This is a genomic window from Bradyrhizobium barranii subsp. apii (assembly GCF_011516635.5).
GTDB lineage: Bacteria > Pseudomonadota > Alphaproteobacteria > Rhizobiales > Xanthobacteraceae > Bradyrhizobium > Bradyrhizobium barranii.
The window spans coordinates 7,516,280-7,537,834 of record NZ_CP096255.1 but is presented as its reverse complement, the minus strand read 5'-3'; the positions used below and the strand labels follow the sequence as shown (position 1 = coordinate 7,537,834).

19 protein-coding genes and 4 pseudogenes are annotated in these 21,555 nt (G+C 62.6%); 11 read left to right on the top strand and 12 right to left on the bottom strand.

What is annotated here, in order from left to right; all coding sequences use genetic code 11:
• Window positions 1-35: 35 nt before the first annotated feature.
• A pseudogene (locus HAP41_RS36195) lies at window positions 36-2,226 on the top strand (PQQ-dependent dehydrogenase, methanol/ethanol family).
• 52 nt (window positions 2,227-2,278) lie between these two features.
• Here HAP41_RS36195 and HAP41_RS36190 read toward each other — a convergent pair.
• On the bottom strand, window positions 2,279-3,235 hold the full coding sequence (locus HAP41_RS36190) for a class I SAM-dependent methyltransferase (protein WP_166085147.1): 957 nt from the start codon (window positions 3,233-3,235) through the stop codon (window positions 2,279-2,281).
• Between the two features lie 283 nt (window positions 3,236-3,518).
• On the opposite strand from HAP41_RS36190, the gene HAP41_RS36185 reads away from it, so the two are divergent.
• The 3 genes and pseudogenes from HAP41_RS36185 to HAP41_RS36175 all read left to right on the top strand — a co-directional run bounded on the left by HAP41_RS36185 (window position 3,519) and on the right by HAP41_RS36175 (window position 5,625).
• Window positions 3,519-3,899 carry a nuclear transport factor 2 family protein gene (locus HAP41_RS36185; RefSeq protein WP_085402511.1) on the top strand — a complete coding sequence of 127 codons (381 nt, stop codon included), beginning with the start codon at window positions 3,519-3,521 and terminating at the stop codon, window positions 3,897-3,899.
• 13 nt (window positions 3,900-3,912) lie between these two features.
• Window positions 3,913-4,840, top strand: a pseudogene (locus HAP41_RS36180) (NAD(P)-dependent alcohol dehydrogenase).
• 87 nt (window positions 4,841-4,927) lie between these two features.
• Window positions 4,928-5,625 (top strand): annotated as a pseudogene (locus HAP41_RS36175) (helix-turn-helix transcriptional regulator).
• A 139-nt stretch (window positions 5,626-5,764) separates the two neighbouring features.
• Here HAP41_RS36175 and HAP41_RS36170 read toward each other — a convergent pair.
• The gene (locus HAP41_RS36170) at window positions 5,765-6,091 is read right to left on the bottom strand and encodes a hypothetical protein (protein WP_166085162.1); all 327 of its coding nucleotides are present in this window, start codon (window positions 6,089-6,091) and stop codon (window positions 5,765-5,767) included.
• Window positions 6,092-6,189: 98 nt separating this feature from the next.
• Here HAP41_RS36170 and HAP41_RS36165 point away from each other — a divergent pair, with 98 nt between their 5' ends.
• The gene (locus tag HAP41_RS36165; protein WP_135216926.1) at window positions 6,190-7,125 is read left to right on the top strand and encodes a LysR family transcriptional regulator; all 936 of its coding nucleotides are present in this window, start codon (window positions 6,190-6,192) and stop codon (window positions 7,123-7,125) included.
• A gap of 148 nt (window positions 7,126-7,273) precedes the next feature.
• On the opposite strand, the gene HAP41_RS36160 is transcribed toward HAP41_RS36165, so the two are convergent.
• A complete protein-coding gene (locus HAP41_RS36160) occupies window positions 7,274-7,720 on the bottom strand; it encodes a bleomycin resistance protein (protein WP_224580650.1) in 447 nt (148 codons plus the stop codon).
• A 343-nt stretch (window positions 7,721-8,063) separates the two neighbouring features.
• Here HAP41_RS36160 and HAP41_RS36155 point away from each other — a divergent pair, with 343 nt between their 5' ends.
• Window positions 8,064-8,891: an outer membrane protein gene (locus tag HAP41_RS36155; RefSeq protein WP_166085192.1), complete on the top strand. Its 828-nt coding sequence runs from the start codon at window positions 8,064-8,066 to the stop codon at window positions 8,889-8,891.
• A 75-nt stretch (window positions 8,892-8,966) separates the two neighbouring features.
• Here HAP41_RS36155 and HAP41_RS36150 read toward each other — a convergent pair whose 3' ends face one another.
• The 6 genes and pseudogenes from HAP41_RS36150 to HAP41_RS36125 all read right to left on the bottom strand — a co-directional run bounded on the left by HAP41_RS36150 (window position 8,967) and on the right by HAP41_RS36125 (window position 12,742).
• On the bottom strand, window positions 8,967-9,176 hold the full coding sequence (locus HAP41_RS36150; protein WP_166085197.1) for a YodC family protein: 210 nt from the start codon (window positions 9,174-9,176) through the stop codon (window positions 8,967-8,969).
• A 328-nt stretch (window positions 9,177-9,504) separates the two neighbouring features.
• Window positions 9,505-10,253 (bottom strand): annotated as a pseudogene (locus HAP41_RS36145) (HAD family hydrolase).
• Window positions 10,244-11,131, bottom strand: a complete 888-nt coding sequence (gene hemF / locus HAP41_RS36140; protein WP_166085231.1) for an oxygen-dependent coproporphyrinogen oxidase — start codon at window positions 11,129-11,131, stop codon at window positions 10,244-10,246. Before hemF ends, HAP41_RS36145 begins: the two are co-directional and overlap by 10 nt.
• A gap of 115 nt (window positions 11,132-11,246) precedes the next feature.
• Window positions 11,247-11,612, bottom strand: a complete 366-nt coding sequence (locus tag HAP41_RS36135) for a 6-pyruvoyl trahydropterin synthase family protein (RefSeq protein WP_028153666.1) — start codon at window positions 11,610-11,612, stop codon at window positions 11,247-11,249.
• A 17-nt stretch (window positions 11,613-11,629) separates the two neighbouring features.
• On the bottom strand, window positions 11,630-12,265 hold the full coding sequence (gene queE / locus HAP41_RS36130) for a 7-carboxy-7-deazaguanine synthase (protein WP_166085249.1): 636 nt from the start codon (window positions 12,263-12,265) through the stop codon (window positions 11,630-11,632).
• Between the two features lie 18 nt (window positions 12,266-12,283).
• The gene (locus tag HAP41_RS36125; protein ID WP_166085273.1) at window positions 12,284-12,742 is read right to left on the bottom strand and encodes a tRNA (cytidine(34)-2'-O)-methyltransferase; all 459 of its coding nucleotides are present in this window, start codon (window positions 12,740-12,742) and stop codon (window positions 12,284-12,286) included.
• 278 nt (window positions 12,743-13,020) lie between these two features.
• Here HAP41_RS36125 and petA point away from each other — a divergent pair, with 278 nt between their 5' ends.
• The 5 genes from petA (at window position 13,021) to HAP41_RS36100 (ending at window position 19,445) form a co-directional block, all read left to right on the top strand.
• A complete protein-coding gene (petA, locus tag HAP41_RS36120) occupies window positions 13,021-13,551 on the top strand; it encodes a ubiquinol-cytochrome c reductase iron-sulfur subunit (protein ID WP_063985148.1) in 531 nt (176 codons plus the stop codon).
• Window positions 13,552-13,613: 62 nt separating this feature from the next.
• Window positions 13,614-15,677, top strand: coding sequence for a cytochrome b/c1 (gene fbcH / locus HAP41_RS36115; protein WP_166085313.1), 2,064 nt, complete (start codon window positions 13,614-13,616; stop codon window positions 15,675-15,677).
• Between the two features lie 145 nt (window positions 15,678-15,822).
• Window positions 15,823-16,497: a dienelactone hydrolase family protein gene (locus HAP41_RS36110; RefSeq protein ID WP_166085320.1), complete on the top strand. Its 675-nt coding sequence runs from the start codon at window positions 15,823-15,825 to the stop codon at window positions 16,495-16,497.
• Window positions 16,498-16,730: 233 nt separating this feature from the next.
• Window positions 16,731-18,896, top strand: coding sequence for an anthranilate synthase component I (locus tag HAP41_RS36105; RefSeq protein WP_166085324.1), 2,166 nt, complete (start codon window positions 16,731-16,733; stop codon window positions 18,894-18,896).
• A gap of 9 nt (window positions 18,897-18,905) precedes the next feature.
• Window positions 18,906-19,445 (top strand): adenine phosphoribosyltransferase, encoded by a 540-nt coding sequence (locus tag HAP41_RS36100; RefSeq protein ID WP_038943444.1) that lies wholly within the window; start codon window positions 18,906-18,908, stop codon window positions 19,443-19,445.
• Window positions 19,446-19,470: 25 nt separating this feature from the next.
• On the opposite strand, the gene HAP41_RS36095 is transcribed toward HAP41_RS36100, so the two are convergent.
• From HAP41_RS36095 to HAP41_RS36085, 3 genes are all read right to left on the bottom strand, one after another.
• The gene (locus HAP41_RS36095; RefSeq protein ID WP_166085385.1) at window positions 19,471-19,803 is read right to left on the bottom strand and encodes a GIY-YIG nuclease family protein; all 333 of its coding nucleotides are present in this window, start codon (window positions 19,801-19,803) and stop codon (window positions 19,471-19,473) included.
• Between the two features lie 94 nt (window positions 19,804-19,897).
• Window positions 19,898-20,566 carry a hypothetical protein gene (locus HAP41_RS36090; protein WP_166085401.1) on the bottom strand — a complete coding sequence of 223 codons (669 nt, stop codon included), beginning with the start codon at window positions 20,564-20,566 and terminating at the stop codon, window positions 19,898-19,900.
• A 60-nt stretch (window positions 20,567-20,626) separates the two neighbouring features.
• The gene (locus tag HAP41_RS36085; protein WP_071916170.1) at window positions 20,627-21,379 is read right to left on the bottom strand and encodes a P-loop NTPase family protein; all 753 of its coding nucleotides are present in this window, start codon (window positions 21,377-21,379) and stop codon (window positions 20,627-20,629) included.
• Window positions 21,380-21,555 lie beyond the last annotated feature (176 nt).

The window sequence follows — 21,555 nt, the reverse complement described above, 5'->3', positions numbered from 1 at the left end:
ATCGTGGTCTCGACATGCACGGAGGAAGGTGAGGCATGGGACGATCCAACACAGAGTGCCAATGGCCTGAAAAAAAGTCGCGCAATCGGTCCAGGATTCAGATTGCCTTCCGTGAAATCAGTGCCGTTCTTGTTCTCTTTCCTGCTCTCCTGGGTCTTTCCCTCCCTTCCAGTGCATGGGCGCAGACCGGGACCGACGCGAAGCCGGACCGCATCAAGGCGAATATCTCGAGAGTCGACAGTGCCTTCATTGAAGCCAATACGAAGAGATCCAGGGATTGGCCGACCGTCGGCCTCGACTACGCCGAAACGCGGTTCAGCAAGCTCAATCAGATCAACACTGACAACGTCAGGGATATCGGGCTCGTCTGGAGTTACAATCTGGAATCATCGCGCGGCATCGAGGCAACGCCCCTCGTCGTCGACGGCATCATGTATCAGTCGGCACCCTGGAACGTGGTCCATGCCATTGACGCGCGGACCGGGACAAAAATCTGGTCGTTCGATCCGGGTGTTGACCGGTCGAAGACCTATCGCGGCTGCTGCGATGCCGTCAGCCGTGGCCTCGCGCTCTACAAGGGCAAGGTCTTCGAAGCCGCCTACGACGCACGCCTGATCGCGCTCGATGCCGCGACCGGAGCCAAGCTCTGGGAAACGGACACGCTGATCGATCACGAGCATTCCTACACGATCACCGGCGCGCCGCGCGTCTTCAACGGCAAGGTCGTGATCGGCCAGAGCGGTGCCGAGTATGGTGTGCGCGGCTATGTCACGGCGTACGACAGCGAGACGGGCAAGCAACTCTGGCGCTGGTTCACCGTGCCCGGCGATCCATCGAAGCCATTTGAAGACGCTTCGATGGAAGCCGCGGCGAAGACCTGGGATCCAGCCGGGAAGTATTGGATCAACGGCGGCGGTGGCGCGCCATGGGACTCGATCACGTTCGATCCCGATCTGAACATGGTCTATGTCGGCACGGGAAACGGCGGTCCCTGGAATCGCAAGCTTCGCAGTCCGTCGGGTGGCGACAATCTCTATCTGGGCTCGATCGTCGCGCTCAACGCCGACACGGGCCGGTATGTCTGGCACTATCAGGAGACGCCCGGCGACAATTGGGACTATACATCGACCCAGCCGATGATCCTGGCCGACATCAAGATCGACGATGTGCCGCGCAAGGTGATCCTGCACGCGCCGAAAAACGGCTTCTTCTTCGTCATCGATCGCACCAACGGCAAGTTCATCTCGGCGAAGAATTTTGTCGATGTGAATTGGGCGACGGGATACGACGGCCAACGGCCGGCCGATCGAGCTTCCGGCGGCGCGCGACGCAGATCAATACGAGTCGATTCCGGGACCGGACGGGGCTCACAATTGGCAGCCGATGTCGTTCAATCCGCTGACCGGCCTCGTCTACCTTCCGGCGCAGCACATCCCGGTCAATCTGTCGCCGGAAAAGTCGTTCGTGCAGAATGCTGCTGCGCCGGGCAAGCTCGGCGGCTTGCTGGGCGGGAATATCGGTTTCGTTTTCAACCCTCCGAAGTCGGCCCCATTCGGACGTCTGCTCGCCTGGGATCCGGTGCATCAAAAGGAGGTCTGGCGCGTCGAGCACGTGTCGCCGTGGAACGGCGGGACGCTGACCACCGCCGGCAACCTGGTTTTCCAGGGGACGGCGGATGGCCGCTTCGTCGCTTATGATGCGGCAAACGGAACCAAGCTGTGGGAAATGCCGACCGGCACCGGCGCGGTGGCGGCCGCCGCGACCTACATGGTCGACGACAGGCAATACATCTCGATTGCGGTCGGCTGGGGCGGCTCCTACGGCCTGACGCACCGCGCGACCGAGTACCAGAACCCGGGAACGATCTACACCTACGCACTCGGCGGCACGGCGCAGCTGCCAGCGTTCGTCAAATATCAGACCGAAGGTCTGCTGCAGGGCGTGAAGTACGATCCGAAGGACATCAGGGAAGGCGGCGAGATCTATGTCGCGGCAGCCTGCGTCGCCTGCCACGGCGTGCCTGGCGTCGGCCGCGGCGGCAACATCATCAATCTCGGCTACGCCAGCGCCGAAGAGATCACCAATCTGAGGCATATCCTCTTCCACGGTCCATTCCGCGACCAGGGCATGCCGGATTTCAGCGGCAAGTTGACGGAAGGGGGCGTCGGCAAACTCCAGGCCTTCATACAGGGAACTGTTGACGCCATCAGACCGAAGAGCAGGTGATGAGCCAGCAGGCGCTGCGGCGGCGAGCGGCCCGTTCGACCGTGGCCGCTCGTCACGCGCCTTTGTCGATCTTCACCCAGAGCGCACTGCCCAGCGTCGATGAGTTCCTGGCCGCGTAGGCCCATGCAGGCAAGCGTGACGGTGCAAGCGCAAGTGCGATCGCAGCCTGCCCAATCCGCTGCGCTTGGCTTCGCGGCAGGCCGCGCACGAACTCACTGACGCTGCCCGGCTTCTCGGCCCCGCGCAAAAAGCTGTCCACGATGTCTTCCCTGAGGAACTTCAGGAGATTGAATGGTTCCCGCTCGCAAATGCTCAATTGCAGGCCGTGTCGTCGACATACCGCGTCAAACGCGTCCTTCGTCCAGCGGCCAATGTGGTTCGGCGGCATGTCGATGAGCGATCCGTGGCCCTCCATGTAGTGCGTTCGGATATCATTCGGCACGGCGATGAAGACAGAGCCTTGCGCCTTGAGAAGGTATTTCAATCGCGCGAAGACGTCATCCACCCGGTCCATGTGCTCGAACACCTGAAACATGAAGATGATGTCGAAGGCCTCCTTCATCGGAGTGAAGCCATCCTCCCGAAGGTCGACCGAAAAGGTCTTGTAGCCTTTCGATCGCAAGGCCCGTTGCGCTGCTTCGTTGTAATCGACCGCGTAAATATCGGACGCGCGAAAGAGTTTGTCCTTGATGTGATCGAGAAAATAGCCAAACCCGGCCCCGACATCGATCGCCGTTTTTCCGGCAGTGCCGAGGCCGCTCAGCTCCTCGATCGTCCTCTCATACTCCCATTTCATGGTTGGATAGGAAGGGTGGGGCGCGGCCAGGTTATAGAACTCGGCGCCGCCCGCGACGAACGGATCCGCAAATCCAAATCCGCAATCCGCGCATTTGCGGATATCGCAGGTGTCGCGGCCCCAGAGCAGCGACAGGTGGCTTATTAACTTTCGAGAGCGATCCGGATACTGGCGCGGACTGACGAAGGATCGAGAGGCCTGATCTGCGGTCACTTCAAACAGTTTGGCAGTTGATCCACTGCCGCATGCTGGACAGGTACTCATCTCTCCTGACCTCATTCAGGTCTTTCGGTGGAAAGTGGTTGCGACCAATTGTCTCGTCATCATTCAAATGAAGGTTGGCGGAGCGCGAGGTCCGGGGCAGTGGACAGGACAGGGGAGGCAGGCCGCTCGCGGCGCGAAGGCGCCTTCGGCTGCGCCGATTTCCTACTGCCAGAATCTGTCACTGGCCTGCGCTAGGTCTTCTTTCAGGGCATTTTTTACTGAAAGGAAGACGATGAAAACCCAGAGCAACGGCCAGGCGCTGCAGATCGCCAAGACCTACATCGAGGCCATCGCCAGCAGGAGCGTGGATACGATTACTTCCGTGTCGGCGGACGACGTTGTTTGCACGTCGCCACGCGGGCGGATCGCCGGCATGCAGAAGTTTCGCGAATTCCACGAGGGTTTCGCCCGCATGATCAAGAAGGTCACGGTTCTCGCCGTCTACGGCGACGATGATCAGGCTGTCGTCGTTTACAGCGCGGACACCCATCCGGTTGCCAACGCCGTCGTCGCGGAACTCCTCAAGGTGAAGAACGGCAAGATCGCGTCGACCGAAGTGATCTACGACGCGACTCCGTTCGCCGCCTACACGGCGACCGTCCAACCGCACTAAGGCACGATCGACCATGAAACGGATTCAATATGACAGCTACGGCGGCCCTGAAACGATGGAGCTCGAAGCCTTCGAGCTGAAGGCTCCGGGGACCGGCGAAGTCGCGGTCAAGGTCAAGTTCGCCGCCATCAATCCCATCGATTGGAAGGTGCGCAATGGCTATCTCAAAATGGTGACGGGGAAGAAATTTCCGCGCGCCATGGGCAGCGATTTTTCCGGCGTCGTGACCGCTGTCGGTGCTGGTGTCACGCGCTTCAAAATTGGCGATCCCGTATTCGGCATGGCGCAGATAAAGCATGGCGGCGCGCTTGGCGAAGCCGTCATCGCTCCCCAAACCTTCGTCGCCAGGAGGCCGGATTCAGTCTCGTTCGAGGACGCGGCTTGCCTGGCTACGCCGGGGGTCACCGCATGGAACGGCCTCGTGGACAAGGCTGCCCTGAAATCCGGCAGCCAGGTGTTCATCAACGGCTGCACCGGCGCTGTCGGCGAGGCCACGGTGCAGCTCGCAAAGATGTTCGGGGCGACCGTCGCGGGGACATGCAGTGCGCAGGCGATGCAGCGAGCCCGTGACTTGGACGTCCGCCTCTCTTCGATTATCGGGCCACCGATCTGTCGAAGATCCGTGAACGCTTCGACGTAGTGTATGACTCGGCGGGACGATGGCAGTTGGCGCCGGGGTTGGCCTGCTTCGCGAAGGCGGCGTGTATCTCGATATCAATCCAGCGCCAATCAAGTTCATCCGTGCGATCTTCAACCGGAAACTCAAGCCGATCGTCTGCACCGCGCGGGCTGATATCCTTGACGGCCTTGCCGTCGCTTCGGCGAATGGAAAGCTGCGCTTGCCAGTTGCTGAGACCGTGCGTCTGAACGATGCGATCCCGCTCATCGCGGCGCTTGAAGCCGGGCACAAGCTCGCCGGAAAGGCTCTGGTGGCGATGTAAATGCCGTCTGGGCCAGTAAAGCCCCGCCGCCCGTCGCCCGCGATGCCTACTGCCATTTTTTGGCAGGATTCGTGCTAGACTTGGTCTATGTCGAAGAGCCAACGATTATTCGACCTCATGCAGATCTTGCGGCGGCACCGCACCCCGGTGTCGGGCAACGACCTTGCGGCTGAGGCGGGTGTGTCGTTGCGAACGATTTATCGCGACATCGCCGACTTGCAGGGCTTGGGCGCACAAATCGACGGTGAGCCTGGCTTTGGCTATGTCTTGCAACCCGGCTTCCTCCTTCCTCCCCTGATGTTCTCGGAACAGGAAATCCAAGCCTTGGCGCTGGGCGCCCAATGGGTATCTCGCCAGACCGATGACGAGTTCGCGCTGGCGGCGCGTGACGCGCTCGCTAAAATTGGCGCGGTCCTTCCCTCGGAGCTGCAACACAGCTGGACGACAGTGCCTTTCACGTGGGGCGCAGGTCGAAGCAGCCCGAAGCCGTCGACCTTCGCGTCGTGCGGCAAGCCATGCGCGACCAACACAAGCTTTCCATTGTGTATCGCGACCCGCAAGGCGCGAAGACCACGCGGATCATCTGGCCAATTGGCGTCGGCTTTTTCGATTCCCGACGCATCATTGCCGGCTGGTGCGAAATGAGAAAGGACTTCCGCTCATTCCGGGCGGATCGGATAGAAAAGATCAAGCTCAGGACGGAACGCTATCCCCGTCGCCGGCGCGATCTCGTCAAGCAATGGCGGGCTCAAGTCGACGCGGAACGTCGCAAGACTCTCGGCTGATCTCACCACCAGGTCCGACGCCGATGCTGGCGAGCTATCACCTGCTGGTGCGCTTCACCATCGCCGGCGTGAGGGCCGCCTGACGCCTTCCGGGTTTAGAGCGGGCGCCGAAAATTACCGCGCCCGCCAGGCACGAACCTTAGTTCGTGACGGGCGCCGCCTTGCGGACCAACACTTCGTTGCCTGCCCGGCTGATTTCAAGCGCACGTGGCTGCTGGGACGTTGAGAGAACAACGCTTTGGCCTGGCGCAAGAACAGAGACTATGCGGATCGGCGTCCCCATCTTGCCCTGAGCAAGGGTCGTCACGACATGGAACCCATCGCGCTCAACGGTGTAGTAGGCGACGCCGGACACCTCGCCGAGATCGATGCTCTTTGTCTGAATTGGCCTAAGGCTGTCTGCATGAGCGGTTCCAAAAGCGGCTAAGGCTAGTGTCGCGGCTAAAAGGCTACTGCGGATTGACATGTTGATCTCCTTTAGCTGGGCGGTGGGCCACGCCCTCCGTTCCCTTGCCACATAAGATGGGCGGCCTATGCTCATTGATCAAACAGATTGGATCGATGATGGGTATCGATGCCGTCAATCTAAGCCATCTCGACCTAAACCTACTGGTTCACCTCGATGCCTTGCTTCGCGAACGTAGCGTCACGCGAGCTGCGGGCCGCGTGGGCATTGGTCAGTCGGCGATGAGCCACAATCTCGCCCGCCTGCGTGACCTGTTCGGCGACGAGCTTCTGACGCGCGGGCCCGACGGCTTGCGCCTCACTCCTCGTGCAGTGATGCTGGTAGAGCCGGTGCGGGCTACGCTGTCTCAAATCCAAACGATTGTCTCACGCGACGACGCATTCGATCCAGCGACGGCAGAGCGGACCTTCAGGTTCGGACTCCCAGACAGCATGGAAATCCTGGTCCTTCCCGCTCTCCTCGCACGCCTGCGCAAGGTTGCGCCTGGCGTCCATCTGCGCCTCTACAACATCGACTCGTCGAGACTTCTGGATGATCTCGATGCCGACGAACTGGACCTCGCTATTGGCTATGACGTCTTTCCTCAGGGCCAGATTCACCACAAGCGGCGTCTGCTGTTCAACGAGAGCTATCTGTGCATGTTCAACGCGGAGATAACGGGCATCACCGACGCCCAAATCTCGCTCGAAGATTATGTGCGGTTACCTCATGTTCTCACGAGCCTGCGGCCGGGCCGGACTGTGCGCGGCGTGGTGGACGACGCCCTTGAGAAACTGGGATTGCGGCGGACGGTTGTCTTGACGACGCCTCGCTTCCTCACTGTCCCTGCCTTGGTGGCACGCGCACCTGTCGTCGTGACAATGCACGCGCGGCTGGCTCGGTTGTTCGCCACAGAACTCAAGCTTAGCCTGAGCCAGCCTCCGGTGGATTTGCAGGACGTAGCTGTTTCACTGCTCTGGCACGCTTCCTACGATCACGATCCATCTCATGCGTGGCTGCGTCAGATCTTGGTGGAATTGGTCTCCGAGCTTTGAGCTGGCCGCTACCCGGCGTGGAGCGGTGCCGACTCCACAGGCCGCATGTCGCCTTTTAGCCCGTTAGCAGACGTTCCAGCGCTCTGGGCCGATGCCGGCTTGTGACCCTTAGCGGACAATCTCCAAGTGGGATTGCTGGGTCGAAAAGCTATCTTTTTCCCAGGTCTTGCGCGAAACGCAGAAGGTAGCCGTCGGGGTCCTGCACCAAAAACTGCCTGTTGCCTCGCTCCTCACCGGCGATCCGATACCAAGCATCGTGACATTCCCTGAAGAGCGGCCATTGTGCCTTTTCCAAAGCATCGAGAAGTGGCGCGACGGAGCCGACAAAAATTTGGAAGTTGATACCGCGCCCCAGTGGTCGTTCTAAAGCACCAGTTTGCCAATGGCCGCTGTGCTGTCTGAGCATGACCTGCGCACCCTGAAACGCCAGGTACACAAATCGACTTTCAGGCCGCTGATAGGCGATACGGAAACCAAGGAGGTCGCACCAAAAGGTCGTGCTCTGTTTGAGGTCGAACACATCCATTTCAGGGACCAAGTGAGCAAAACCGCCAGTCGGTAATCTGTCTTCTGACACAGCCATAGCCTGCAACATCCTCACTCGTGTCGTGCTCGCAAAAGATCGACCCAATTCTGATGATGGGCAATTCTAACATATCTTCCCGTGTTGGGACTGTCTGATAGACAAGCGGCTGTCGAGGCGATGTCTGCTTTTGGCCCATAGCCGACCAGCGAGAGGCAGTCCCTCGAGGTCCGCTTCACCAAACAGAGCAGACACGGCGTCGCATTGTCCGCCCCGAGCAGCGAAGGGCGTCGCCGGCTCCGAGCGCAACGATTGGGCGATCTGATTCGCGCATTCAATCGCGCTTTGATGCTGCTTTGGTTTTGCTTCATATGATTGGCAGGCCGCAAGGGCGGCTCAATAAGGGGGGTTTGAAATGAGGAAGTTTACACTTGCATTGCTGTCGACAGTTGCTCTCGGCCCGATCACGGCCCAGGCTGCGGATCTGACGCCGGTCCGTATGTCGTCGAAGGCTCCCGCTCAGGTGGGCAACTGGACGGGATTCTATATCGGCGGCAACGTTGGTTATGGCTGGGGCAGCTACGGTGCGTCAAACGCCACCGGGACAATCGTGAACTCGAATGGCGGTTCGGGCATCTATGGCTTCAACCCCGTATCCGGCAACGGCAATGGGGTCACCGCCGGTATCCAGGCCGGCTACAACTGGCAGATTGAACAGACGGTGCTCGGCATTGAGGCTGATTGGAAGTATCTCAATTCAAAGGCCAGCACCGGCAACTCGGCTATTGCTGTTCCCGTCTCCATCGGCGGCAATTTCAGCGGCAGCACGTCCGTCAGCACCGATTGGTACGCGACCTTCCGTGGCCGAGTGGGTTATGCGTTTGGGCCGGCGTTGCTCTACGCGACCGGCGGTATTGCGTTGGCTGAAACCAAGCTGGGTGCGAGTGCAACGGGCAGTATCGTCACCAGCCTCTTCCCATTAGCCCTGGGACCGCTGGGCTCCATGAACGCTTCTGACAGCGCCGTCCTGATCGGCTACACGGTTGGCGGCGGATTCGAATATGCTCTGGGGGCAGGGTGGTCGGTCAAGGGCGAGTATCTGCACATGGGTTTCGGCACGAAAGGCTACAACTTGACCGGCTCGCTTCAATCGCCGGCCGGGTTGACGGGCGTCATCGCGACTCACGTCGATATCAAGCCGAGCTTCGACATCGCCCGCGTTGGTGTGAACTATCGCTTCTGATCAGCGGATCTGAAGACGTGAAGAAAGGGAGGCTTCAGGTCTCCCTTTCTCGCAATCGCAGGTCGCCTAGGCTGCCTACTCGTCGTCCTCTTCTTCGTCGTCCTCATCCTCGTCGTGGTCTTCCACTTCCAGGCGGTCGAGCGCGGCCAGCGGCAGCGTCTCGCGGAACAGATCGCCTTCCGAGCCCATCCAGAGACAGAGGATGTCGTCGCCTTTCACCTCTGCGACGGTCAGCGGCTGGCCGCCGGATTTCAGCATCACGACGTCGCCGGTTTTCAGTTCCATGGATGGTCCTTTCGGGGTTGATCGACGAGAGGGGAGGCTAGCAAGCCGTCATGACAGGCCGATCACGGGCTATGGGACCCGTGAATTTGCTCCGGCTTGCACAGACTGCCGAAACGTCGATGGCAGAGGTTCGAGTGGGGGATCGCTCGAGTCACCAGGGGCTATTCCGTCCCAGGCGCGGCGATGATGGCATCATGCGCCTGTTTTGCCCGACGCGTCAAATGATTTCGTAAAATCAGCAATGGATTGCGTTTGCGGCAAGCTGTTGAAATTGCAGCAGCCGGCTACTGTGCATGGGGTTGTTTTCGATGTTTTGTTTTCGCCTGGGTTACGGCTGGTCCGGCACGAGTTCGGTCAGCGAGCGGATGATGCGGTCGGGCTTGACGGCCGAGCCTTCGGGCAGGCCGTCGCCATGCACGTCGATCCAGATCGAGTAGATGCCGAGGCGCTGCGGCGTCACGACTTCCCATTCCAGATTGTCGCCGATCATCCAGGTGTCTTTCGCGGTGACGCCGAGCGCCTCCATCGCGTGCAGATAGGCGCGCTCCTCGGCTTGCCGAAACCGTGCTCGCCCTCGATCTGGATGTGATCGAAGCGATGCGTGAGCTCGAAGCGCTCGACCTTGGCGCGCTGCATGTCGGCGGCGCCGTTGGTGACCAGCGCGAGTTTGACGCCGCGTGCCTTGAACGCGTCGATCGCATCATGCGCACCGGGGAACACGAAGATCGCTTCTTCGCGATAGGTCGTGAAGCGGTTGGCGAGGCGATCGGCGAGATCGTCGGAGAGGGCGCGGTGGCCGTCGGCGGCGAGCGCGGCGAAGCCGCCCCGCACCGTGAGCCGCCGCGCCTCGCCAAGCTTCATCCGCCACGCGGCTTCCGCATTCGCCCAGAAGTTTCGTGCGAAGGCCAAAACTGCGGTCGCGACCTGCTGCGGCGGCAGCGGCGCGAGCTCGTCGGCAAATTCTTCTGCGATCGTATTCCAGGCGATCTCGGGCCGGCCGTAGGCCGACAGGATGGTGTCGTCCATGTCGATCAGCATGGCGCGCGGCAGCGGAGGCATCGCGGTGCTCATGGCCATTTCACCTCCGGCGGCAGCGACGACAGGATGGAGTCCACGTTGCCGCCGGTCTTGAGTCCGAAGATGGTGCCGCGGTCGTAGAGCAGGTTGAACTCGACATAGCGTCCGCGCCGGATCAATTGCTCCTCGCGATCCTCCGCGGTCCAGGCGCTCGCGAAATTGCGCCTGACGATGTCAGGGTAGATTTTCTGGAAGGCGCGGCCGACATCCTGCGTGAAAGCGAGGTCGGCGTCCCAGTCGCCGCTGTCGTGCCAGTCGTAGAAGATGCCGCCGATGCCGCGCGCCTCTTTGCGGTGCGGCAGGTAGAAATACTCGTCGCACCATTTCTTGTACTTGTCGTAGTCGGCAACGCCGTTCGGGCCCGTGCAGGCCTCCTTCATCGCGGCGTGGAAGGCGAGCGTGTCGGGATCGTCCTGGGTGCGCCGGCGGTCGAGCACCGGCGTGAGATCGGCGCCGCCGCCGAACCAGGCTTTTGTGGTGACGACGAAGCGGGTGTTCATGTGCACGGCGGGCACGTGCGGATTGCGCAGATGCGCGATCAGCGAGATGCCGGAGGCCCAGAATTTGGGGTCGTCTGCCGCGCCCGGGATCTGGGCGCGAAACTCGGGCGCGAATTCGCCGTGCACCGTCGAGCAGTGCACGCCGACCTTCTCGAACAGGCGGCCGGACATCATCGACATCACGCCGCCACCGCCGGGCGCGCCGGTATGATCGGTGCGCTGCCAGGGCGTGCGTTTGAAGCGCCCGGCCTCGCCCGGATAAAGGCTTTGGGGGGCGTCATCCTCCAGCCGCTCGAAGCTCGTGCAGATGTCGTCGCGCAAAGCTTCGAACCAGGCGCGGGCGCGCGTCTTGCGGTCTTCGATTGTCGAGATGTCCATATCCAATTCCAAAACCGGTCTCGTAGGGTGGGCAAAGGCGCTCTTGCGCCGTGCCCACCATCTTCATTGTCGTCCTGATTGGTGGGCACGCTGCGCTTTGCCCACCTTACGAATTTCACCCCTGCGGACCGTAATAGGTGCAGCTCTCGTTGCAACTGTCGCGGTGAATGCTGACGCGGGTGAGCTTGCCAATATGCTGGAGCCGCTCCCAGACGAAGCGCGAGAGGTTTTCCAGCGTCGGTGTGCCCAGCGCCTCGATCTTGTTGAGGTATTTGTGGTCCAGCGTGAGCCGTACGTCCTCGATCGCGCGCTGGACGAGGCCGAGATCGACCACCATGCCGGTCGCAGGGTCCGGAGTGCCGCGCAACGTCACCTCGGCGCGGAAGGAGTGGCCGTGGATCTCCTCGCTCGCGGCGCCAAAGGTCGTTCCCGACAATGAGTGCGCCGCCTCGAAGCGGAACGATTTCGTCAATTCCCACATCTGTTCGAAAACCAATCCTATCTGATGCCGAGCGATTTATGCGTCTGCACGCTCAGCCGCCATTGCGGATGGCGCAGGCAATAGTCGATCGCACGCACGGTGTTTTGGGCAACCTCGGGTCCGTCCATCGGCTGCAGCGAGAAGCGCTCGAAGGCGAGGCCCTCGAAGGTCTCGGGCGCGGCGAGGACCTGCGGATAGACCAGCTTCAGCTCGTGGCCGCGGCGCTGGACGAGCTCGCTGCCGCCCTTGGGGCTGACGCAGATCCAGTCGAGCCCCTCAGGCGCCGCAATCGTGCCGTTGGTCTCGACGCCGATCTCGAAGCCGCGGGCGTGGAGGGCGTCGATCAGGGCGGCATCGACCTGGAGCAGCGGCTCACCGCCGGTGAGCACCACGTAACGGTTGCTGTCGGCGGTAGCCGTCCATTGCGCGGCGATGGTGTCGGCGAGTTCCGCGGCCGAGGCATAGCGGCCGCCGAGCGTGCCGTCGGTGCCGACGAAGTCGGTGTCGCAGAATTTGCATGTGGCTTCCTGACGGTCGGCCTCGCGGCCGCTCCAGAGGTTGCAGCCGGCAAAACGGCAGAACACCGACGCGCGCCCGGCATGGGCGCCTTCGCCTTGCAGGGTCAGGAAGATTTCCTTGACCGCGTAACTCAATGGTCTCTCCTCAACATCTCAAACTTGCGGGTTCCGGAGCTGCCGCAGCGCCTCGCCTGCGGCCATCGCCGCGGTCATGGCGACATTGAGCGACCGCAGCCCCACCGTGATCGGGATCACCAGCCGCGCATCCGCAGCCTCGACCACCGCGTCGGTGACGCCGGCGCTCTCGCGCCCGAATAGCAGGATGTCCGCCGTCTGGTAATGAAAATCGCGGTAATCGGTGGCGGCCTTGGTGGTGAACAGCAGCAGGCGGTAGCCCTGTGTCGCACGCCAGTCCTCGAATTTCGACCAGGAGTCGTGGCGGGTCACGCTGACATGATCGAGGTAGTCCATTCCCGCCCGGCGGAACAAGCGGTCGGAGAACGGGAAGCCCGCCGGCTCGATGATGTGGGCGGCCATGCCCAGGCAGGCACAGAGCCTGAGAATCGTGCCGGTGTTCTGGGCGATGTCGGGTTGGAAAAGCGCGATCTGCATGGGCTGTATCGGGGTCGGTGCGGGCCGGAAATGTCTCAATAAAACATCGCTGGCTGCGGAATTCGTGCATTGCACGCCCCCACGCCGTTAGCGGGCTTGCGCTCGCCCGGCAAGGGTGCCAATAGAACGATTCTGGACTGCTGTTTTCGCCTTGTTTCGGTGGGGACAAGTGAAGTTCTGCCGCCGCGGGGGGCCGCGGGCGCCGGCACACTGTTTTGGGGACCTTGGGGGCTCCCGGAACGGTTCCGTCGGCAGCATAAGAAGAAAGGGTTGGAATCGTGACGACAGCGTCTTCGGCGGACCATCCGACACGCCGTGATTTCTTATTCGTTGCAACGGGGGCAGCTGCAGCAGTAGGGGGCGCAGCTGCGCTCTGGCCCTTCATCTCTCAAATGAATCCTGATGCGTCGACCATCGCCGCCGGTGCGCCGATCGAGGTCGATCTCAGCCCGGTCGCCGAGGGGCAGGACATCAAGGTGTTCTGGCGCGGCAAGCCGATCTACGTCAGCCACCGCACCAAGAAGCAGATCGACGAGGCGCGCGCCGTCAACGTGGCGAGCCTGCCCGATCCGCAGTCCGACGAGGCCCGGGTCAAGCCGGGCCACGAGCAGTGGCTGGTCGTGATCGGCATCTGCACCCATCTCGGCTGCATCCCGATCGCTCATGAGGGCAATTACGACGGGTTCTTCTGCCCCTGCCATGGTTCGCAGTACGATTCGTCCGGCCGCATCCGCCAGGGGCCCGCGCCCGCGAACCTGCCGGTGCCGCCGTACCAGTTCGTTTCCGACACCAAAATCCAGATCGGCTGAGCTTCGGGCCTTCGCCCGAAGCTTCGCGCCGTCTCGTCGTTATATTTCCTCAGGATCGCATCATGAGCGGACCATCCGACTACCAGCCGAGCAATCCGGCCCTGCAATGGATCGAGCGACGTCTGCCGATCATCGGTCTCGTCCATTCCTCCTTCGTCGTCTATCCCACCCCGCGCAACCTGAACTACTGGTGGACCTTCGGCGCCATCCTCTCCTTCATGCTGGGGATGCAGATCCTGACGGGCGTGGTCCTGGCGATGCACTACACGCCGCACGCCGATCTCGCCTTCAAGTCGGTCGAGCTGATCGTCCGTGACGTCAATTACGGCTGGCTGCTGCGCAACATGCATGCCTGCGGCGCGTCGATGTTCTTCTTCGCGGTCTACGTCCATATGCTGCGCGGCCTCTATTACGGCTCCTACAAGGAGCCGCGCGAGGTGTTGTGGATCCTCGGCGTCATCATCTACCTCCTGATGATGGCGACGGGCTTCATGGGCTACGTGCTGCCGTGGGGCCAGATGAGCTTCTGGGGCGCCACCGTCATCACCAATCTGTTCTCCGCCATTCCCTATGTTGGCGAGAGCATCGTGACGCTGTTGTGGGGCGGCTATTCGGTCGGCAACCCGACGCTGAACCGCTTCTTCTCGCTGCACTATCTGCTGCCGTTCCTGATCGCTGGCGTCGTCGTGCTCCACGTCTGGGCGCTGCACGTCGCAGGCCAGAACAATCCTGACGGCGTCGAGCCGAAGACGGAAAAGGACACGGTGCCGTTCACGCCGCACGCGACCATCAAGGACGGGTTCGGTGTCGCCTGCTTCCTGCTGCTCTACGCCTGGTTCATCTTCTACATGCCGAACTATCTCGGCGACGCCGACAACTACATCCCGGCGAACCCGGGCGTGACGCCGCCGCACATCGTGCCGGAATGGTATTACCTGCCGTTCTACGCGATCCTGCGTTCGATCCCGAACAAGCTCGCGGGCGTGATCGGGATGTTCTCGGCGATCATCATCCTGTGCTTCCTGCCCTGGCTCGATGCCGCCAAGACCAGGTCGTCGAAGTACCGGCCGCTGGCCAAGCAGTTCTTCTGGATCTTCGTCGCGGTCTGCATCCTGCTCGGCTATCTCGGCGCGCAGCCGCCGGAAGGCATCTACGTGATCGCCGGCCGGGTCCTGACGGTCTGCTACTTCGCCTACTTCCTGATCGTGCTGCCGCTGCTCTCGCGCATCGAGACGCCGCGGCCGGTGCCGAACTCGATCTCGGAGGCGATCCTGGCCAAGGGCGGCAAGGCGGTGGCCTCGGTCGCCATCGCGCTCGTTGCCGCCGGCGCGCTGTTCCTCGGCAGCCTTCAGGACGCTCGCGCCTCCGAAGGCAGCGACAGGCCGCCGGGCAACAAATGGTCGTTCTCCGGCCCTTTCGGTAAGTACGACCGCGGCGCGCTCCAGCGCGGCCTGCAGGTCTACAAGGAGGTCTGCTCGAGCTGCCATGGCCTGTCCTACATCGCCTTCCGCAACCTCGCGGAAGCCGGCGGCCCCGGCTATTCGGTGGCGCAGGCAGCGGCGTTTGCGTCCGACTACAAGGTCAAGGATGGCCCGAACGATGCGGGTGACATGTTCGAGCGCCCGGGCCGGCCGGCGGACTATTTCCCCTCGCCATTCCCGAACGAGCAGGCGGCCCGCGCGGCGAACGGCGGTGCGGCACCGCCCGATTTGTCGCTGATCACCAAGGCGCGCTCCTACGGCCGCGGCTTCCCCTGGTTCATCTTCGACTTCTTCACCCAGTACCAGGAGCAGGGCCCGGACTATGTCGCGGCGGTGCTCCAGGGCTTTGAGGACAAGGTGCCTGAAGGCGTCACCATCCCCGAAAGCTCCTACTACAACAAGTACTTCCCGGGCCACGCGATCAAGATGCCGAAGCCGCTCAGCGACGGCCAGGTAACCTATGGCGACGGCTCGCCGACCACGGTCGCGCAATATTCCAAGGACGTCACCACGTTCCTGATGTGGACCGCCGAACCCCACATGGAAGCGCGCAAGCGCCTCGGCTTCCAGGTGTTCGTGTTCCTGATCATCTTCGCGGGCCTGATGTACTTCACGAAGAAAAAGGTCTGGGCCGACTCCCACTGAGCGGATCGAGACGAAAATGAAGAGGCCCCCGCAAGGGGGCTTTTTTGTTGGGCACGAGAGTGTGTTGTTTGGCGCGATTGCCTATCGCGCTCCCAGCGGCCAAAATACCTTCAACCGCTCCCCCAGAAACTCATCGGAGGACACCATGGGAACCGCCATCACCTTCAAGCGCCCTGACGGCAAGGACGCCTCGGGCTATCTCGCCAACGCCGCGCGCGGCAACGCGCCGGGCGTGGTCGTGATCCAGGAATGGTGGGGCCTGTCGGACCAGATCAAGGGCCTGTGCGACCGCTTTGCGCTCGCCGGCTTTGATGCGCTGGCGCCCGATCTCTACAAGGGCAAGGTGGTGCCGTATCACGACGCGGACGCCGCCGGCAAAGAGATGAACTCGCTCGATTTCATGGACGCCACCACGCAGACCGTGCGCGGCGCCACGCAATATTTGTCGCGCAACGGCGCCAAGGTCGGGCTAACAGGCTTCTGCCTCGGCGGCGCCGTCACCATCATCGGGGCGACCAAGATTCCGGAGCTCGCGGCCGGCGTCGTGTTCTATGGCATCCCGCCCGAGCAGGCGGCCAAGCCCGCCGACGTCAAGATCCCGCTCCAGGCCCATTTCGCCAACAAGGACGACTGGTGCACGCCGCAACTGGTCGATGCCTTTGAAAACAGCATGAAGGCCGCCGGCAAGTCGCTTGAGCTGTTCCGCTATGATGCCGAGCACGCTTTCGTCAACGAGCAGCGCCAGGCCGTGCACGACCGCGAAGCCGCCGAGCTCGCCTGGGGCAGGGCGACGGAGTTTTTCAGGAAGCATCTCGGCTGATCGCCTGGAGCTCGGACGGCATCGGGCCCGCCCTTGACGCCGTCCCCGAGCCATGGTGAGTATCCGCCCCATGAGCACCGCCGTCCGCCCAGCCCGTCTTTGGTGGCGCACCTCCTAAAGAGGTGGCCGGTGCGATTTCATTTCTCAAAATCGTCGAAGGTCGCCACGCAGTGCGGCGGCCTGATCGTTTGTCCTGTGTGGCGTTTCCTCGGCAAGTTTCGTAAGAGGACGACATGAACAGGACAGTCTTTGCCCTCCCGGCCCGAAGTGACTACGTGACCCGCGGCGGTCTCGCGATCACGCGTGTCGCGGAGCAGTTCACCGGCGGCGCCAACAGGCTCGACGATCTCATCAACCTGCTCGACCGCCGCCGCGGCGTAGTGCTGTCCTCGGGCACGACCGTGCCCGGCCGCTACGAGAGCTTTGACCTCGGCTTCTCCGATCCGCCGCTCAAGCTCGAGACCACTGGCGTCAATTTCAAGCTGGAAGCGCTCAATGAACGCGGCCAGGTGCTGATCGCCTTCCTCGCAGACGTGCTGCGCGAGCCGTGCGTCGTGATCTCCGAGAAGACCGCCACGCGGCTTGCCGGCCACATCATCCGCGGTGATGCGCCGGTCGAGGAAGACCAGCGCACGCGGCGCGCCAGCGTGATGTCGCTGGTGCGTGATCTCGTCGCCGCCTTCTCCGCCAACGATGACGGGCTGCTCGGCCTGTTCGGCGCCTTCGCCTACGACCTCGTGTTCCAGATCGAGGACCTCGTGCAGAAGCGCGCACGCGAGCAGGACCAGCGCGACATCGTGCTCTACGTCCCCGATCGCCTGCTCGCCTACGACCGCGCCACCGGCCGCGGCGTTGTGCTGAGTTACGATTTTGCGTGGAAGGGCAAGTCCACCGAAGGCCTGCCGCGCGAGACCGTCGAGAGCCCGTACCTCAAGACGCCGCGCCAGGGCTTTGCCGATCACGCGCCCGGCGAATATCAGGCCACCGTCGAAACCGCGCGCGCGGCGTTTGCCCGCGGCGATCTGTTCGAGGCGGTGCCCGGACAACTCTTCGCCGAGCCCTGCGATCGCTCGCCGGCGGAAGTGTTCCAGCGCCTCTGCGTCATCAACCCGTCGCCCTACGGCGCGCTGATGAATCTCGGCGAGGGCGAGTTTCTCGTCTCCGCCTCGCCGGAAATGTTCGTGCGCTCCGACGGGCGCCGCGTCGAGACCTGCCCGATCTCGGGCACGATCGCGCGCGGCACCGATGCGATCGGCGATGCCGAGCAGATCCGCCAGCTGCTGAACTCGGAGAAGGACGAGTTCGAGCTCAACATGTGCACCGACGTCGACCGCAACGACAAGGCGCGCGTCTGCGTGCCCGGCACGATCAAGGTCTTGGCGCGCCGCCAGATCGAGACCTACTCAAAACTGTTCCACACCGTCGATCACGTCGAAGGCATGCTGCGTCCCGGCTTCGACGCGCTCGATGCCTTCCTTACCCATGCCTGGGCGGTGACGGTGACGGGCGCGCCAAAACTCTGGGCGATGCAGTTCGTCGAGGATCACGAGCGTTCGCCGCGGCGCTGGTATGCCGGCGCGATCGGCGCGGTGAATTTCGACGGCAGCATCAACACCGGCCTCACCATCCGCACCATCCGCATGAAGGATGGTCTGGCCGAGGTGCGCGTCGGTGCCACCTGCCTGTTCGATTCCGATCCCGCGGCCGAAGATCGCGAGTGCCAGGTCAAGGCCGCAGCCCTGTTCCAGGCGCTGCGCGGCGATCCGCCAAAGCCGCTGTCGGCCTTCGCGCCCGATGCGACCGGTTCGGGCAAGCAGGTGCTGCTGATCGATCACGACGACAGCTTCGTGCACATGCTGGCCGATTATTTCCGCCAGGTCGGCGCCGACGTCACCGTGGTCCGCCATGTGCATGCGCTCGACATGCTCAAGCGGAAGAGGTGGGATTTGCTGGTGCTGTCGCCCGGACCAGGCAGGCCCGAAGATTTCGGGATCAAGAGGACCATCGATGCGGCGCTGGAGAAGAAGCTGCCGGTGTTCGGCGTCTGCCTCGGCGTGCAGGCGATCGGCGAATATTTCGGCGGCGCGCTCGGTCAGCTCACGCATCCCGCGCACGGCCGGCCCTCGCGGGTGCAGGTGCGCGGCGGGCGCCTGATGCGCAATTTGCCGAACGAGATCGTCATCGGCCGCTATCACTCGCTCTATGTCGAGCGCGACAGCATGCCCGAGGTGCTTGATGTCACCGCCAGCACCGAGGACGGCGTCGCGATGGCGCTCGAGCACAAGACGCTGCCGGTTGCCGGCGTGCAGTTCCATCCGGAATCGCTGATGTCGCTCAGCGGCGAGGTGGGCCTGAGGATTGTCGAGAATGCGTTCCGGCTGGATGCGCGCGTTGATTGAGAGGCACCAATGACCTTTGACCACGATCTGAAGGCAAGCGTCCGCACCATCGTCGACTATCCCAAGCCGGGGATCATGTTCCGCGACATCACCACGCTGCTCGCGGATGCGCGCGCGTTCCGCCGCGCGGTCGACGAGCTGGTCAATCCCTGGGCCGGCAACAAGATCGACAAGGTCGCCGGCATGGAGGCGCGCGGCTTCATCATCGGCGGCGCGGTGGCGCATCAGCTCTCGGCCGGCTTCGTGCCGATCCGGAAAAAAGGCAAGCTGCCGCACACCACCGTGCGCATTGCCTACTCGCTCGAATACGGCATCGACGAGATGGAGATGCATGTCGACGCGATCCAGCCCGGCGAGCGCGTCATCCTGGTCGACGATCTCATCGCCACCGGCGGCACCGCGGAAGGCGCGGTGAAGCTCCTCCGCCAAATCGGCGCCAATGTCGTCGCCGCCTGCTTCATCGTCGACCTCCCGGATCTCGGCGGTGCCGCCAAGCTGCGCGCGATGGACGTGCCGGTGCGCACGCTAATGACGTTCGAAGGGCATTGAGCCCCGTCGGCGCCCCCGGCGATCGTCAGATCGCCTCGGCCTTCAATGCCGACCGCCAATGCAGCATGCGCTCCTTCAGGAGCGCGTTCCTGACGTAGTCCGTCTCCTCATCTTCCAGACGCTCGCATTCGCCGAACGTCAGGCCCGCCTCGCCATGCGTGTTCCAGGCAGCCTGGAGGGTACGGCAGGTGTGGCTGCCCTGGCGGAGCGAGAACCAGATGCGGTTCTGGATGGTCTGTAGGTTCGGCGCCTGGCCGACCCAGGCCTCGCCCGATGCCGCACAGCGGACGACGTAGATGCCCGCAATGGTCTTGCGCTCCTTGTAGGCGGCGATGGCTGCCTTCCGGTTGATGCTCACGGGGGTGGGACCTTGCTGAGAGGGATACCGATGTCCGCCTCTCAATAGGCCTGGTCGGGCACGCAGTCAATATTATCCGGGTAAAATTATCGCCTCAGGACCGTTGCAGGATCAGGCTGAGCTCGAGCTCGCGGAAGGCGAGGTAGTTCCGCCGGGTCCACTGGTGCAGTTCGGTGGAGGCGTCCTTCTCCTGGCGCAGATAGCCGGTGAAGGAGAAGTTCAGCCGATCGATATAGGTCTTGAGGAAGCCGGGTAGCGCGGGCAGGCGGAACAGCCGCCCGGTCGCCATCGCGGCCGGCAGCTCGCCGCGCACGATGTGCTCATTGTCCACCGTGATCAGGTTTATCGGCGGGATCTGCCCGCGCAGCATCTCGTGGGCGCGGGCCGAGACGCGATCGGTATCGGCCACGAACAGGATCATCGGCGCGACGTGGCGGCGCGCGGCCTCCTTCAACAGGCCGATCTCGTCGCTCATCTTGAAGAACTCGTCGAAGGCGTGGAAGCCGAGGTCGATCACCTTGGCCATGCCGTCATCGACGATGACGCGGTCCATCAGCTGCATCTTGCCGTAGGTGTCGATCACATCAGCCGTTTCGGTGACCTTCGGCAGATAGTCGAGCAGCGACGGCTCCTTCAGGTTGACGTCCAAGGCCGCGACGTCGCCGTTCTTGAGCAACAAAAATTCGCTCAAAAGCCGCGCCAGCAGCGTCTTGCCGACCTGCGGGCGGGGCGAGCAGATGATGTAAAGGGGCGTCGCGGGCATCGACAGCTATATCAGGCGAACTCACCGCCCAATCCAGCCGTATCCGCCCGGGCTCTGCAACTATTTTTCGCTGTGGCGGGTGGCGGGCTTCGAACCGACGATGTCGGTCAGCCGGATCCGGTCGAATTCGCTCCAGACATTCGCCAGCCAGTGGCGGACATAGCCGCGCAGCACGAAGGAATAGTTCGCCGCCTCGTCGTTGATGCCCTTGTTGGCGACGAATTTCAGGAACGGGACGGAGGACACTTCGACCTGCTCATAGGCCATTTCGTTGAGCTTGGGGATGGTCAGCTCGGTCGCGTCCTTGATGCGGTGGAAGTAGGAATTGTAGGTCGCCTGGTCCCACTGGAAGAACTGGGTGTCGTTGATGAAGTTCTTCACCAGGAAATATTTTGCGCCCCCCATGAAGCCCGCGGTCTCGGCGATTTCGTCGAGCGACGCGATCGAGGGGCCCAGGATGTGGAACACCGCGAAGGTGATCTGGCCGGCCTTGGCGGCGTCGAGGAAGCCGATGTCGCGCAGCGAGGCCAGTGCCGGCGAGAGCAGGCCGGCGCGGACGTCGATCACGGTCACCGACGGGCTCGCCGCGTTGAGCGTGTCGAAGATCTTCATCTGGTCCGAGGTCGTCATCATGTCGACGATCTCGGTGATCTCGGGGTGAAAGCGCTTCAGGGTTCCGCGCGGCGACTCCGTGTCGAAGGCGCGCGTCGGTACGTTGTTGGCGGAAAAATAATCGAGCAAGGTGCGCGACACCGTGGTCTTGCCCACCCCGCCCTTGTCCGCGCCCACCACAACCACTGCCGGCTTTGCCATTGCTGTCCCCTAACGCGCCCTCCGATTGCGCCTTGCAATCGGTCGGGCCCCAAATCGATGTCCCAAGTCTGCTGTTGGGCGCGAACATGGCAGAAACAAGGGAGAATTCAAATCCTCGGCCTATGGTTGTGGCAATTTCCGAGGTTTTTCCCAATCGCAACGCAACTCTTCGCAAG